Genomic DNA, 14,611 nt, shown 5'->3' on the forward strand with positions numbered 1-14,611 from the left:
ACGATGGTCGCCGTGAGACCCCAGGTCGTCGCGCACCGCGGCGCCAGCCACGACAATGCCGAGCACACCCTCGGGGCCTACGTCGCCGCCCTCGACGTCGGGGCCGACGGCGTCGAGTGCGACGTCCGGCTCACCGCCGACGGGCACCTCGTCTGCGTGCACGACCGCGACCTGCGCCGTACGGCGAGCAGCCGCCGCCTGGTCTCCACCTCCGAGCTGGCCGACCTCGACGCGCTTGACTTCGCCGTGTGGAAGAACCCCTGGTCCGACCTCGACGACGAGGCACCCGCCCGCGACGAGCGGCTCGACCGGGTGCTCACCCTCAAGACGCTCTTCGAGACGATCGCCGACTACGACCGGCGCGTCGAGATCGCCGTGGAGACCAAGCACCCGACCCGGTACGGCGGCCTCGTCGAGCGCCGCCTGGTCGAGATGCTGCGCCACTTCGGCTGGGACCGGATCGGCTCGCCCGTGCGGGTGATGAGCTTCTCGTGGACCGCGCTCCAGCGGGTCGAGGGGATGGCGCCCGCCGTCCCGCTCGTGCAGCTGGTCGACAAGGCCCACCACTGGCCGATGCTGCGCCGCATGGTCGGCAATGACTGGCTGATCGGGCCGGGCATCGGCGAGCTGACCGACCACCCCAAGCTCGGCCGGCGGATCAGGAGGGCCGGCCACGACCTGCACGTGTGGACCGTCAACACCCCCACGGAGCTCGACCTGTGCGTCGAGCTCGGCGTGAAGGCGGTCATCACCGACCGGCCCGCGTACATCCTCGACCTGCTCGACCAGCGCGACGGGGCCGCCGGGTAGTTTCAGCCGCATGGCGAAGAAGTCCCGCACCAAGAGCCGCTCCCAGTCGGCCCAGCAGACCGCACCCGGCGAGGTCGGCCCCCGGCAGCCGTGCCCCTGCGGCTCGGGCAAGCGCTACAAGGCCTGCCACGGCGCGGCCGGTGGAGCGGCGTCGGTCTTCGTCGCCCGGCCCTTCGAGGGCATGCCGTCGGAGTGCGACGTCATCGCTATGCGCGAGCTGGTCCCGGCCGCGACCGCGCCGCTGACCCTCAAGGACCACCCCGACAAGACCGTCGTCCTGTGCTCGCTGCTGCCGATGGCGGCGCCCGCGATGGTCCGCGACAGCGGCGAGATCTGGCTCGGCCTCCAGGTCCAGCACAACTACGGCGACCCGGCCCGCGACCTCGGCGCGATCCTCACCGCCGCCCTCGACGCCGAGCCCGGCATCGTCGGCATCACCGAGGCGCCCGGCGAGGGCCCGCGACTGCAGGACCTGATCTCCGACGAGTCGCTCCAGGTGACCGTCCACGAGGGCTTCGACTACTGGATCGCCGACGTCGCCGAGGACGACCGCGCCGCGCTGGCTGCCTCGCTCGACCAGGCCAACGACCACGCCACACCGACTGCCCGGCTCACCAGCGTGCCGGCGGCGTACTGGACCGACGTCGGCTCCAAGGAGCACCTGCGCTGGGTGATGCCCGAGCCCGAGGACCAGCTGCTCGATGCGCTCGCCCGGCTGCACGCGGCCGGCAGGGACGTGCTCGTCGACGGCTCCCGCTTCGTCGGGATGTTCCGCGCCCACGGGCTGCTCGCCCCGGTCTGGGACCTCCCGGTCGGGACCGGCCCCGAGGCCCTGGAGGACCCGGCCGAGGCGTTCGCGGCCGCCCTGGCCGAGGCGCTCGCCGACGAGTCGCCGCTCACGACCGAGGAGCGGGCCGCCCGATCGGGCCTCGCCAACCGTCAGGTCACGCTGCGCTGACCCGGATCTTGAGATGAATCACGGACAAGAATCGGCGTGGGGCTTGGTTGATCCCCACCCGGCGACGTAGATTCATCGCGCCCGGCCGTTGTCGTATCCCCCGTCGACAATGGCCGGGCTTCTTCATGCCCGGGCAACATGCCGGCAACCTCGCCGCGACCGGCGGCATCCCACCGGCGTGAACCGTGCCGCGTACGCCGCCCTCGCCGCGGCGCTCCTCCTGCTCTCCGGCTGCCGCCGCGAGGCCGCGAGCACGTCACAGCCCGCGCCTGCACCCGAGCCGCCGACCACGATCGCCTGGTGGGGCCAGGGCACGCTGCACGTCGGCGGCGACAGCATCGAGACCCGCAAGCCGGACACGATCCGGTACGTCGCCGGCACCACCCTCGTCCGACACCACGAGCGCTGGGCGATCGTGGTGGACGGCCGCCTCGACCGGCTGCCGCTGGGCATCTACAACGTGGTGATCTCGCCCGACGGCAGGTTCGTCGCCTGGGTGGTCGAGCACACCGTCCGCCAAGTCGCGGAGCTCCACTTCGTCGACGCCGCGCGCGTGGTCCGCCGCGACACCGAGACCGGCGACGTCGACCGCAGTGCCAGCTGGCGCGCCCATGTGGAGTGCTGCGACGCGGTCGGCTCACCCAGCCTCGCGCGGGTGTCGAACGCGGGTCTCGTCACCGGCTACGCCAACTTCCGGGGCCGCGCATGGACCTGGCGCCCTCACCGTGAACGCACCCCTCTCCGCGGTGTCACCGGCCGGCAGCTCTCGACACATGTGCGATCGGTCGACGGGCGCCACGTCGCCATCGGCCGGCTCCCGCTCGAGGGAGACGACTGGCGCGTGCTGGGCTGGGAGTCACCCACGACGGTCGTGCTCGTGCGCGCGACCATGTCCGGCGACGCGCAGGTCCACGAGATCGCTCGCTGCGAGAAGCGCAGCCACTCGTGCACGCCGGTCCCGGGCGAGCCTCACGGGCACACGGTCCTGCCCGACCGCTACTCCTAGGCCGGGAGCGGCTCCCGCGCGACCGGGCAGGACATGCACCGCGGGCCGCCGCGGCCGGACCCCAGCTCGGACCCGGAGATCCGGACCACCTCGATGCCGGCGTCCTCCAGGCGGTCGTTGGTCTCGACGTTGCGCTCGTAGGCGACCGCGACGCGCGGCGCGATCGCGAGGGTGTTGTTGCCGTCGTCCCACTGCTCGCGCTCGGCGGTGACCGGGTCGAGACCGGTGTCGATCTGGTCGAGGGTGTCGATGCCCATCGCCTTCGCCGCGGCGACCAGGAAGGGCTCCGCGCCGGCGACGTCGAGCGCGCCGTCCTCGTTCGCGGTCACGGCGTACGCCGTCAGCGAGTCGGCGACGTTGGGGTACATCACGATCTTGTCGACGTCGACCATCGTGCACACCGTGTCGAGGTGCATGGTCGCCCGCTCCTGGGTGATCGGGACGGCGAGCACGGTGTGGGCCAGGCCCGCGTGGAACGCCTGCCGGGCGAAGCGCTCCACGCCCGCCGGGGTGGTGCGCTCGCCGACGCCGACCGCGATCACGCCGGGCGCGAGCAGGAGCACGTCGCCGCCCTCGACGTGCTCGTGGTGCCAGCCGTGCACGGTCTGGGTGCCGCGGAAGCGCGGGTGGCGGGTGTAGATCAGCTCGGTCAGCTGGGTCTCACGGGCGCGGGCCGGCATCGCCAGCGACGTGATCGCGACCCGGTCGCGCACCCACACCGAGGAGTCGCGGGTGAAGAGCAGGTTGGGCAGCGGGTCGATGAGGAAGTCGTCGTGCGCGAGCAGCGAGGTCACCAGGCCGAAGCCGCCGCGGACCTCGTCGTTGCGGATGCCCGCGGTCAGGTAGTCGGTCAGCTCTGCCGGGCTCGCCTCGCGCAGGAACGTCGAGAGGTACTCGCGCAGGGTGTCGCCGAGGTGCAGCCCGGAGAGCGCGGTCGTGATCGCGTGGTCGCGCGCGCCGCCGTCCTCGAGCGTCTCGGCGATGAGGTCGGTCAGGTAGAGCACCTCGACGCCCCGGTTGCGCAGCGCCTCCGCGAAGCCGTCGTGCTCCTCCTGCGCCCGCGCGACCCACGGGATGCCGTCGAAGAGCAGCCGGTCGTTGTTGCGCGGAGTGAGCCGCTTGAGCTCGTTGCCGGGTCGGTGGAGGAGGACGGTCCGGAGACGGCCGACCTCGGAGTCGGCGCCGTGGCTGGTCATGCGCCCAGACTAGGAGAAGAGCTCGTACGCCGTGAGCGCGGCCAGCACCAGGCAGACGCCCGCGCCGACGTAGTGGAGCACGTGCAGCTTGACGAAGCGCTGCAGCTGCCGCCCCGCCACCACCGCGAGGCCGCTGACCACGACCAGCGCGGTGAGCGCGCCGAGGAAGACGGCGACGGGCTGCTCGTACTTCGCGACCAGTGAGATCGTCAGCAGCTGCGAGAGGTCGCCCCACTCCGCGGCGAAGAGGACCAGGAAGCTCGCGAGCACGGCCTTGAGCCCGTGCACGTCCCGGGTCTCGATCTCGTCGTCCTGCGCCTCCTGGTGGCTGCGACCCTCCCGGATCAGGATCACCGCGCCGGCCAGGAACATCACCCCGGCGGCCGCCCGCACGAGGTCCTCGGGCAGGAACGACACGGCGTGCCCGAGCAGCACCGCGACGAGCGTCTGGACGAGGAAGGCCAGGCTGACGCCGATCCACACCAGGATCGGGCGGTAGCGGGTGGCCAGCACCAGCGTCGCGAGGAACGTCTTGTCGGGCAGCTCGACGACGAAGATCGCGAGGAAGGTCAGGCCGACGACGACGGGATCCACTCAGAGGAACTTTCTGGCGAGAGCGGTGGCCTCGGCGAGCACGTCGGCCACGGGACGGGTGAGGTCGGCGGCGGCGCGGGCGACGTCGTCGTACTCCGGCTGGGCGTTGACCACGACGCCGTCGTGCCGTGCGAGCTTGACGGCCACCTGGCGGCCGTCGACCTCCACCGCCACCATCTCACGCTCCAGCGCGTGCTTGGTCAGCGGCTGCTCGCGCAGCCCGATCGTCGAGGTCTGCCGGAAGATCGCGGCCCGCACACCGGGCGCACGGGCCTCGTCGACCAGGGCGTGCAGGGTGTGGGCGGGTCGGCCCTTCTTCATCAGGATCGGCGTCAGCCAGGCGTCCGAGGCGCCGGCCTCGAGCAGCGCCGCGATCACGGCGGGCCACACCCGCGGGTCGAGGTCGTCGACGTTGCACTCGAGCAGCAGCGGCCGGCCACCGGTCGCAGCGGTCTCGCCGACGAAGAGCCGCAGCACGTTCGCCTGGCCCTCCGGGTCGCGCCCGCCGGCGCCGACGCCGATCGCCGCGACGGTCATCGGCGGCTGGGGGCCGTAGGTCGTCGCCAGCGTCGTCAGCAGCGCCGCGCCGGTCGGGGTGCAGCGCTCCATCGCCACCGGTCCGGCGTACGTCGGCACCCCGCGGAGCAGCTCGGCGACGGCCGGCGGCGGCACCGGCAGCGTGCCGTGCGCGGCCTCGATGGTCCCGGACCCGACGGCGATCGGCGAGACGGTGACCGACGTGGCGCCGAGGTGCTCGAAGCCCGCGCACACGCCGACGACGTCGGCGATCGCGTCCAGGGCGCCGACCTCGTGGAAGTGGACGTCCTCGGGCGAGGTGCCGTGCACCGCCGCCTCCGCGACGGCCAGCCGCTCGAAGGCGGAGGCGGCCGCGGCGTGCCCGTAGAGCATCGTCCGGACGTCGCGCCAGGTGCGGTGGTGGTGGGACTCGGCGACGTCGACGTGCACCCGCGTCGCGGCCAGCCCGTTGCGGCGCACGTCCTCGACGCGCAGCGCGATCGGCTCCGGCGCGACGGAGTCGACCGCCTCCTGGAGGACGGCGAGGGGGACGCCGGCGCCGACCAGCGCGCCGAGCAGCATGTCGCCGCTGGCCCCGGCCGAGGCGTCGATCCAGACGCTCGTCATCGAGGCGCCGACTGCCGGGCGACCCGGGCGGCGTGCACGCCGGCGCCGTACCCGTTGTCGATGTTGACGACCGCGACGCCCGGCGCGCAGGAGTTGAGCATGGCCAGGAGGGCGGCGACGCCGCCGAGCGAGGCGCCGTAGCCGACGCTCGTGGGGACCGCGACCATCGGCACGCCGACCAGCCCGCCGACCACGGACGGGAGCGCGCCCTCCATGCCGGCCACGACGACCAGGCAGTCGGCGGCCTCGAGCCGGTCGCGGACGCCGAGCAGCCGGTGCAGGCCGGCCACGCCGACGTCGTCGATGCGCTCGACGCCGGCGCCGTGGACGGCGATGGTGAGCGCGGCCTCGGCGGCGACGGGCGCGTCGGAGGTGCCGGCGGCGACGACGGCGACCGTGCCGCGCGGGGTCGGCAGCGGGCCGAGCGTGGCGGCGCGCGCGACGAGGTCGAGGTCGGCCTCCGGGAGCGCCTCGGCGAGGACGTCGATGGTCTCGGGGGAGAGGCGGGTGGCGAGCACCGCCCGCTCGGGGTGCTTCTCGTGCAGCGCCCGGAGGATCGCCACGACCTGGTCGGGGGTCTTGCCGGCGCCGTACACGACCTCGGGGTCGCCCGTGCGTGCCGCGCGGTCGACGTCGACGCGCGCGAAGCCGAGGTCGGCGATGCGGGGGTCCCCGGGGGCGGTGTTGTGCTCCACGGCCCCGAACCTACCGTTCACCTTCTCGACCGTTGCGGGTGTCGGTGGCCGGGTGTTCTCTTGCAGGTGGGGTCGCACACGACAGAGGAGCACGGACATGCCGAAGATCGATGCCTACGCACAGGGCACCCCCAGCTACGTCGAGCTGACCACCCCCGACCAGGCCGCCGCCAAGGAGTTCTACGGCGGGCTGTTCGGCTGGGAGCTCGAGGACGTCCCGATGGGAGACGCCGGCTACTACGTCGCGGTCGGCAAGGAGGGCGACTCGGTCGCCGGGATCAGCGGGCAGATGCCCGGGATGGAGGGTCATCCCGCCTTCTGGGGCGTCTACCTCACCGTCGACGACGTCGATGCCGCGGCCGCCAAGGTCGCCGGGGCCGGCGGCACGGTGGAGGCCGGGCCGTTCGACGTGATGGACCTCGGCCGGATGGCCGCGATCCAGGACCCGTCGGGCGCCCGGGTCAACCTCTGGCAGGCCGGCGCCACGATCGGGACGACGCGTGCCAACGAGCCCGGCACCCCGATCTGGAACGAGCTGATCAGCCCCGACCTCCCCGCGGCCACCGCGTTCTACACCGAGGTGCTCGGCGTCGGCTGGGAGGCGCAGGAGATGGAGGGCGGCATGGACTACACCTGCCTCGTCGTCGACGGCCGGCAGGTCGGCGGGGCGATGCCGCCGATGATGGACGGCGTCCCGCCGCACTGGAACGTCTACTTCAACGTCGAGTCCGTCGACGACACCGTCGCGCGCGCCGTGCAGCTCGGCGGCACCGTGGTCGCCCCCGCCTTCGACGTGCCCGGGGTCGGCCGGATGGCCATCCTGGCCGATCCGCAGGGCGCGATGTTCAACCTGATGCAGAACCCCGGCTGAGGCCGCCGCCTAGCGCGCGCGGAAGCGGTCGGCGGGGTAGACGCCGAGGATCTTCACCTCGGTGGTGAAGAACGCGAGCTCGTCGAGCGCGCGCCGGACGCCGAGGTCGTCGGGGTGCCCGTCGACCTCGGCCAGGAACTGCGTCGCGGTGAACTCCCCGCCGACCATGTAGCTCTCCAGCTTGGTCATGTTGACGCCGTTGGTGGCGAAGCCGCCGAGGGCCTTGTAGAGCGCGGCCGGGAGGTTCTTCACGTTGAAGATGAAGCTGGTGACCACCGGGCCGTTGCCCGCGGGCGCCTCGACGAGCTCGCGGGAGAGGACCACGAAGCGGGTGGTGTTGTGGTCCTCGTCCTCGACGTCCTCGGCGAGCACCTCCAGGCCGTAGATCTCGGCGGCGAGCGGCGGCGAGATCGAGGCCATCGTCGGGTCGCCCGCCTCGGCGACCTCGCGGGCCGAGCCGGCGGTGTCACCGGAGATCACCGGCACGAAGCCGTGCTCGCGGATGATCTTGCGGCACTGTCCGAGCGCGTGGACGTGGCTGTGCACGGTCCGGACCTGGTCGATCGTGGTGCCCGGCAGTGCCATCAGGCAGAAGCGGATCCGCAGGAAGTGCTCGGCGATGATGTGCAGGCCGGAGTCGGGCAGGAAGTGGTGGATGTCGGCCACCCGGCCGGCGATCGAGTTGTCGATCGGGATCATGGCGAGATCCGCGTCCCCGCCCTCCACCGCCGCGAAGACGTCCTCGAATGACGCGCACGGCACGGCCTCCCAGTCGGGGTAGTGCTCCTTGCACACCTGGTGGGAGTTGGCGCCGGGTTCGCCCTGGTAGGCGATGCGTCCTGTCACGCCCGTCATCGTCCCATCCGCCGAAATGATGGTCGAACGCCGTCTCAGTCGCCGTCGGCCTGCGCCGTGCTGCTGGTTCACCAAGGGATGAGGTCGAACCTGCACTTCCCACGGTGAGCTCGCCCAGGGAAGCGCGGGTTCACCTTCATCCCTTGGTGAACCGTCAGCAGGAGGCAGCACCTCCCCCCGCGCGGCTGTCCACCCCCACGCGCGTCGCCGACCTAGGCTCGGGGAGTGGTGATCGTGTCCCTCCTCGCCCTGGTCGTCGCCCTCGTCGCGCTCGGGCTCGTGCTCCAGGACCGGCGTACGGCGGCGCGACGACGCACCGGCGTCGACGCGCTGCCCGAGGACGTGCACGGGCTGCGTCAGGAGGTCGCCGCCCTCCGCGCCGAGAGCACGGGCGCGCTGCGGCACCTCGCGGTGGTGCGGTACGACGCCTTCGGCGACATGGGCGGCCACCTGTCGTGGTCGCTCGCGCTTCTCGACGACGGCGGTGACGGCGTGGTGCTCACCTCGATCCACGGCCGCAGCGACGCGCGCACCTACGCCAAGAGCGTGGCGGGCTGGAGCTGCGAGCAGCAGCTCTCGCCCGAGGAGCGCGAGGCGATCGACCGGGCTCGTCCCTAGGCCCTAGCGACCCAACCAGGCCAGCCAGCCGCCGTACGCCGTGATGTCCTGGCCGGCCCCGGCCGCCTCGGCGTGGCACCCGAAGCCGACCACCCAGGTGCCGTCGGCGAGCTCGACCCGACCGAGGTTCATCGGGGCGGGCAGGTCGGCGAGGAAGGACCCGAGCGCCCCGGCGGACAGCTCCCAGAGCTCGCCGGCCACGGCCGCGCCGCCGGCACCGACCCGGGTGAGACCCGGCTTGGGCGGGGTGGTGTCGAGCGCCGCGAGGGCGTACGCCGGGGCGGTGCTCGCTGGTCCCGCCCAGCGGGCGCCCCGCGACTCGAGCTCGGCGACGAGGGGCTGCCCGCGCAGGTGGGCACCGACCACGAGCAGTCGCTCGGACCGGGCGCCGGCGAGCACCGGCCAGGGTGACTCCGGTGCCGGGAGCGGGCCGGCGGCACCGGGGGCCGCGACCGGGTCCGCGGGCACGTGCACGCGCCGGGCGAGGTCGAGCGCGACGGCGTCGTGGAAGGTGCGCGCGACGACCGTGACCCCGAACTGGGCGTCCCCGACGACGCCGGACGGCACCGCCACGGCGCACAGGTCGAAGAGGTTGCAGAAGTTGGTGAAGGTGCCGACCCAGGAGTTCACGCCGACCGGGTCGGCGGCCACCTCGGCCACCGACGGGTGGCCGGGCGCGGTGGGGACCAGCAGCGCGTCGTACCCGTCGAGCAGCTCCATCGACGCGAGCCGCAGCTCCTCGAGCCGGGCCAGGTCGCGCACCATCGCGCTCGCCGAGAGCGTGCCGGCGCGCGCGACGATGCCGCCCACCGTCGGGTCGAGGCCTGGGTCGTCGCGGTGGGCGTCGACGAACTCGCCGACCGCGCCGTGCCGCTCGGCCACCAGCGCGCCGTCGTAGAGCAGCGTCGCCGCGGTCAGGAAGGCCTCGAACGGGATCGGCTCCACGACACAGCCGTCCGCGCGCAGCCGCTCGGCCGCCGCCTCGAACGCCCCCGCCCACCCGGGCGCCATGCCCGGCAGCTCCGCCGGTACGGCGACACGTGCCGCGGCCGGGGCGGCCAGGGGGAGGTCGGCCGGCCACGCGCGGGTGCCCGGCCCGCCGGCCATCGCGCCCATCGCGACCGCCGCGGTGTCGAGATCGCGGGCCATGATCGTCACCGCGTCCCACGAGCGACAGGCCGGCACGACGCCGACGGTCGACACGACACCGAGCGTCGGCTTGATGCCGACCAGTCCCTGGAAGGCGGCGGGCACGCGCCCGGACCCGGCCGTGTCGGTGCCGATCGCGATGTCGGCCTCGCCGAGCGCGACCACGACCGCCGAGCCGGAGCTCGACCCCCCGGACACGTGGGACTCGCGGCGCGCGTCGCGCACCCCGCCGTACGGGCTCCGCTGCCCGACCAGCCCGGTCGCGAACTGGTCGAGGTTCGTCACCCCGACGACGGTCGCCCCGGACGCCCGGAGCCGCGCGACCGCCTGGGCGTCGATGGTCGCCGGCGCGGTGGCGTACGACGGGCAGCCGGCCGTCGTCGGGAAGCCCGCGACGTCCACGTTGTTCTTGACCGCCAGCCGCAGGCCGGCGAGCGGTCCGCTCGACGCGGCCACGTCGGCGGCGACCGACGCCTCGTCCCGGCGGGCGATCCACGCCTCCGGCCGGAGGGACGTCGCGCTCATGCCGGCACCGGCCCGATCACGACGAGGGCATCGCCCGGCGCCACCTGGGCACCGGGCACCGCGCCGACCGTCACGACCACGCCGGCGGCGGGTGCGGCGACGTACGTCTCCATCTTCATGGCCTCCAGCGCCACCAGGGTCTGTCCTTCCTCCACGACGTCGCCGACGGCGACCTCGACCTTCCACACGTTGGCGACGAAGGGTGCGTCGACGCGGGCACCCCCGTCCGGCACGGACACCTCCGCGGGCTCCGGCACGGCGACGGCGGCCGCCTCCTCCGCGCGGTCGAACTCCCCGGCCGCCTCCCACGCGGCGCGCTCGGCGTCGAACGCCGCCTGCTGCCGCGCACGGAAGTCCGCGATCGAGGTGGCGTTCTCCTCCAGGAAGGCCTCGTGCGAGGCGAGGGAGAAGTCGTCGTCGACGATGTCGACCGTGCCGCGCCCCGCGGCCAGGTCGGCGCGCAGGTCGAGCAGCTCCTCGGGGGAGACGGGGTACCAGCTGATCCGGTCGAAGAAGCGCAGCAGCCAGGGCGTCTCCGCGTGCCGGCTCCACACCTGCGTGGTCCGGCCGACGAACTGGTAGCCGCCCGGTCCCTCCATCCCGTAGATGCAGAGGTAGGCGCCGCCGATGCCGACGGAGTTCTCGGCCGTCCAGGTGCGGGCGGGGTTGTACTTCGTCGTCACCAGCCGGTGCCGCGGGTCGAGCGGCGTCGCGACCGGCGCGCCGAGGTAGACGTCGCCGAGCCCGAGCACCAGGTAGTCGGCGTCGAAGACGGTCGCGTAGACGTCGTCGACCGAGTCGAGGCCGTTGATGCGGCGGATGAACTCGATGTTCCACGGGCACCACGGCGCGTCGTCGCGGACGCCGGCCATGTAGCGCTCGATCGCCAGCCGGGTCGCCGGGTCGTCCCAGCTCAGCGGCAGCCGCACCCGACGGCTCGGCACGACCAGGTCGGCCACCGCCGGCAGGGTCGACTCCAGCTCGGTCAGCAGGCCGAGCAGCCGGGGGATCGGCAGCACGTCGGGGTCGACGTGCACCTGCAGCGAGCGGATGCCGGGCGTCAGGTCGATGACACCGGCGAGGTCGGCCTCCGAGACCGCGGTGTGCAGCGCGTGCACGCGCGCCCGCAGGCCGAGGTCGAGCACGATCTCGCCGTACTCGACGAGCACGTTGTCGTCGCCGCTGCGCCGGTAGGTCACCGCCGGCTCGCCGTCGAGACGCAGCAGCACGCCGTCGTCGCCGTCGCCGCCGGGCGGGTACGACGGGAGGTCGAGCGCCCGGGGTGAGGCGGCTGCGGTGGCGCGCACCGGCACGAACGAGACCGTGTCGCCGGGCCGGAGCTGGCCGAGCTTCCACCGGTCGCCGCTGACGACCGTCACCGGGCAGACGAAGCCGCCCAGGCTCGGCCCGTCGGGCCCGAGCAGGATCGGGGTGTCGCCGGTGAAGTCGAGCGAGCCCACGGAGTAGGCGTTGTCGTGGATGTTCGAGGGGTGCAGCCCGGCCTCGCCGCCGTCGCGCCGCGCCCAGGTCGGCTTGGGTCCGACCAGGCGCACGCCGGTGCGGGCCGAGTTGAAGTGCACGGCGTACGGCGTGGCGAAGAGCGTCTCGACGTCCTCGCGCGTGAAGAAGTCGGGGGCGCCGTGCGGGCCCTCGGTGACCGCCAGTTCCCAGTGGTCGCCGAAGTCCGGCCGCCGTGCCAGCGGGACCGACGCGCGCACGGGCGCCGCGGTGATCGGGAAGGAGCGCAGCACGTCGCCGGGCCGCAGCGCCCGTCCCCCGTGACCGCCGAACTGCCCGAGCGTGAAGGTCGCCGCACTGCCGAGGTAGTCGGGCACGTCGAGGCCGCCCGCGACGGCGACGTACGTGCGCAGCCCCGCGGTCGCGTCGCCGACGTCGAGCACGCCACCCGCCGGCACGGACACCGGCTCCCACATCGGCACCGGCTCGCCGTCGACGGTGACGGTCGCCGGGGCGCCGGTGACGCACACCGTGGTGGCGTGGGTGAAGCGGAGCGCCGGCCCGGTGGCGGTGCACTCGAGGCCGGCGGCGTTGCCGTCGTTGCCCAGCGCGAGGTTGGCCAGCCGCAGCGAGCGGTCGTCCATCGCGCCGCTCGGCGGCACCCCGACCTGCCACAGGCCGAGCCGGCCGGTGGCGTCCTGCACGGTCGTCATAAGTCCGGGCCGGTCGACGGTGATGCGCGGCTCGGGATCCCCGACGGAGTCGAGCGTGCGCGTCGTGTGGGTGACCGCGCGGACCTCGGGCAGGCCCGGCACGGCGCGCAGGAGCCCGAGGTTGACCTCGATCCCGTCGACGCGGGTCTCCTCCAGCGCCGACCGCAGCCGGTCGAGGGCCGCGTCGCGGTCGGGGGCGGAGACGATGACCTTCGCCAGCAGCGGGTCGTACGCCGTGGACACGTCGGTGCCCGTCTCGGCCCAGCCGTCGACGCGTACGTCGGGCGCCGTGGGCAGCTGGACCCGGGTCAGCAGCCCGGCGCTGGGACGGAAGTCGAGGGCCGGGTCCTCGGCGTACACCCGGGCCTCGAGGGCGTGGCCGGAGACCGGCACTGCGCCGAGTCCGGAAGGCGACACGAGGTCGTCGAGCAGGTCCTTCTCGCCGCCGGCCAGCCGCAGCATCCAGGCGACCAGGTCGACGCCGGTGACGGCCTCGGTGACCGGGTGCTCGACCTGCAGCCGGGCGTTGACCTCGAGGAAGGAGGCCTCCTCGCGCTCGGCGTCGTAGACGAACTCGACGGTGCCGGCGGAGCGGTAGTCGACGGACGCGGCCAGCTCGCGCGCCGACGACTGCAGCAGCTCGCGCACGTGGTCGGGCAGCGCGGGCGCGGGCGCCTCCTCGACGACCTTCTGGTTGCGCCGCTGCAGCGAGCAGTCGCGGTCGCCGAGCGACACGACGGCGCCGGCCCCGTTGCCGAAGACCTGCACCTCGACGTGGCGCGCGTGCTCGACGTACCGCTCCGCGAAGACGCCGGTGGAGCCGAAGCTCTGGGCGGCCATCCGGCGCACGCGCTCGTACGCCGTGCGCAGGTCGTCGGCGGAGCGGCAGACGACCATGCCGATCCCGCCACCCCCGCCCGTCGCCTTGAGCATCACCGGGTAGCCGATCGGCTCGACCTCCGCGACCGCCTGCTCCGCGTCGTCCAGCAGGCCGGTGCCGGCGAAGACCGGGACGCCCGCGGCCTCGGCGGCCGCGCGGGCGGTGTGCTTGGTCCCGAAGACCCGCAGCTGGTCGGGGGTCGGGCCGACGAAGGCCAGGCCCGCGGCCTCGACCCGCTCGGCGAAGGCGGCGTCCTCGGAGAGGAAGCCGTAGCCGGGGTGGATGGCGTCGGTGCCGGTCGACGCGGCCGCCCGCAGGATCGCGTCGACGGCCAGGTAGCTCTCCGCCGGCGGCGTGGGTCCGAGCAGGACCGCGTCGTCGGCCAGGTGGACGTGCGCCGCGCCGCGGTCGGCCTCGGAGAAGACCGCAACGGTCCGGACGCCGAGATCCCGGGCGGACCGGATGATCCGGCAGGCGATCTCGCCGCGGTTCGCGACGAGCAGGGTCCCGAGGTCAGGCACTCGTCACCACCATCTCCCGGACGACCATCTCCGCCCGGCTCGGGTCGAAGCCGTTGCAGGGGTTGTTGACCTGGGGACAGTTGGAGACCACGACCAGGGTGTCCTTCTCGGCGCGCAGGCTGAGGGACAGGCCGGGTGCGGAGATGCCGTCGACGATGCCGAGGGCGCCGTCGGGGTCGACCGGCACGTTCATGAACCAGTTGACGTTGGGCACGTGGTCCCGCTTGCCCATGCCGTAGCGGGAGAGCTCGCGCATGAAGTTCTCGGCGCAGCCGTGCTGGCTCCACGTGTGGTGGCCGTAGCGCAGGGTGTTGGACTCCTTGGAGCAGGCGCCACCGAGGGTGTCGTGCCGGCCGACCTCGTCGGCCACCACGGTCAGGAGCGGGGCGGACTCGTTGTCGCGCAGGACGCTGGCGGTCGTCAGGAAGACCGAGTCCTGGGCCTGCAGGGTCGCCTGCGCACTGTAGGCACGGCTGGTGTCGTGGGCGTCGTACGCCAGGAAGTCGACGGCCTGGTTGCCGTCCAGGTCGACGATGGTGAGCACCTGGCCGGCGCGCAGCACGTGGGACCAGGGGGCGCGCGGGGCGACGGTCTCGCGGAGGATCTCGGTCGTCATCGT

At 73.7% G+C, this 14,611-nt stretch carries 13 protein-coding genes; 5 read left to right on the forward strand and 8 right to left on the reverse strand.

Annotated features, from left to right (window positions below):
- The first annotated feature begins 3 nt into the window (after nt 1-3).
- From K8U61_RS14265 to K8U61_RS14275, 3 genes are all read left to right on the forward strand, one after another.
- Nucleotides 4-810, forward strand: a complete 807-nt coding sequence (locus K8U61_RS14265) for a glycerophosphodiester phosphodiesterase family protein (protein ID WP_224123705.1) — start codon at nt 4-6, stop codon at nt 808-810.
- Nucleotides 811-820: 10 nt separating this feature from the next.
- Entirely contained in the window at nt 821-1,768 is a 948-nt protein-coding gene (locus K8U61_RS14270; RefSeq protein ID WP_224123706.1) for a DUF5926 family protein, read from the forward strand.
- Nucleotides 1,769-1,946: 178 nt separating this feature from the next.
- Nucleotides 1,947-2,774: a hypothetical protein gene (locus tag K8U61_RS14275; protein WP_224123707.1), complete on the forward strand. Its 828-nt coding sequence runs from the start codon at nt 1,947-1,949 to the stop codon at nt 2,772-2,774.
- On the opposite strand, the gene K8U61_RS14280 is transcribed toward K8U61_RS14275, so the two are convergent.
- From K8U61_RS14280 to larB, 4 genes are read right to left on the reverse strand one after another with little or no spacing between them, the layout of a single operon-like run.
- Nucleotides 2,771-3,970: an arginine deiminase gene (locus K8U61_RS14280; RefSeq protein ID WP_224123708.1), complete on the reverse strand. Its 1,200-nt coding sequence runs from the start codon at nt 3,968-3,970 to the stop codon at nt 2,771-2,773. The two genes, K8U61_RS14275 and K8U61_RS14280, sit on opposite strands and share 4 nt — an antisense overlap.
- A gap of 9 nt (nt 3,971-3,979) precedes the next feature.
- Nucleotides 3,980-4,564, reverse strand: a complete 585-nt coding sequence (locus K8U61_RS14285) for a TMEM165/GDT1 family protein (protein WP_224123709.1) — start codon at nt 4,562-4,564, stop codon at nt 3,980-3,982.
- Complete coding sequence (gene larC / locus K8U61_RS14290) at nt 4,565-5,707, reverse strand: nickel pincer cofactor biosynthesis protein LarC (RefSeq protein WP_224123710.1); 1,143 nt, start codon at nt 5,705-5,707, stop codon at nt 4,565-4,567.
- A complete protein-coding gene (larB, locus tag K8U61_RS14295) occupies nt 5,704-6,402 on the reverse strand; it encodes a nickel pincer cofactor biosynthesis protein LarB (protein WP_224123711.1) in 699 nt (232 codons plus the stop codon). The genes larC and larB overlap by 4 nt, the downstream gene beginning before the upstream one ends.
- Before the next feature lie 97 nt (nt 6,403-6,499).
- On the opposite strand from larB, the gene K8U61_RS14300 reads away from it, so the two are divergent.
- Nucleotides 6,500-7,273 carry a VOC family protein gene (locus K8U61_RS14300; protein ID WP_224123712.1) on the forward strand — a complete coding sequence of 258 codons (774 nt, stop codon included), beginning with the start codon at nt 6,500-6,502 and terminating at the stop codon, nt 7,271-7,273.
- A 9-nt stretch (nt 7,274-7,282) separates the two neighbouring features.
- Here the strand turns inward: K8U61_RS14300 and K8U61_RS14305 are convergent, their stop codons facing one another.
- Nucleotides 7,283-8,128 carry a prephenate dehydratase gene (locus K8U61_RS14305; protein WP_224123713.1) on the reverse strand — a complete coding sequence of 282 codons (846 nt, stop codon included), beginning with the start codon at nt 8,126-8,128 and terminating at the stop codon, nt 7,283-7,285.
- A gap of 225 nt (nt 8,129-8,353) precedes the next feature.
- Between K8U61_RS14305 and K8U61_RS14310 the strand changes: the two genes are divergently transcribed.
- Nucleotides 8,354-8,746: a DUF4446 family protein gene (locus K8U61_RS14310; protein WP_224123714.1), complete on the forward strand. Its 393-nt coding sequence runs from the start codon at nt 8,354-8,356 to the stop codon at nt 8,744-8,746.
- A 3-nt stretch (nt 8,747-8,749) separates the two neighbouring features.
- Here the strand turns inward: K8U61_RS14310 and atzF are convergent, their stop codons facing one another.
- From atzF to K8U61_RS14325, 3 genes are read right to left on the reverse strand one after another with little or no spacing between them, the layout of a single operon-like run.
- Nucleotides 8,750-10,420: an allophanate hydrolase gene (gene atzF / locus K8U61_RS14315; protein WP_224123715.1), complete on the reverse strand. Its 1,671-nt coding sequence runs from the start codon at nt 10,418-10,420 to the stop codon at nt 8,750-8,752.
- The gene (uca, locus tag K8U61_RS14320) at nt 10,417-13,992 is read right to left on the reverse strand and encodes an urea carboxylase (protein WP_224123716.1); all 3,576 of its coding nucleotides are present in this window, start codon (nt 13,990-13,992) and stop codon (nt 10,417-10,419) included. Before uca ends, atzF begins: the two co-directional genes overlap by 4 nt.
- Nucleotides 13,985-14,608 carry an urea amidolyase associated protein UAAP2 gene (locus tag K8U61_RS14325; protein WP_224123717.1) on the reverse strand — a complete coding sequence of 208 codons (624 nt, stop codon included), beginning with the start codon at nt 14,606-14,608 and terminating at the stop codon, nt 13,985-13,987. Before K8U61_RS14325 ends, uca begins: the two co-directional genes overlap by 8 nt.
- Nucleotides 14,609-14,611 lie beyond the last annotated feature (3 nt).

This window comes from Nocardioides mangrovi (genome assembly GCF_020073815.1).
Lineage (GTDB): Bacteria > Actinomycetota > Actinomycetes > Propionibacteriales > Nocardioidaceae > Nocardioides > Nocardioides mangrovi.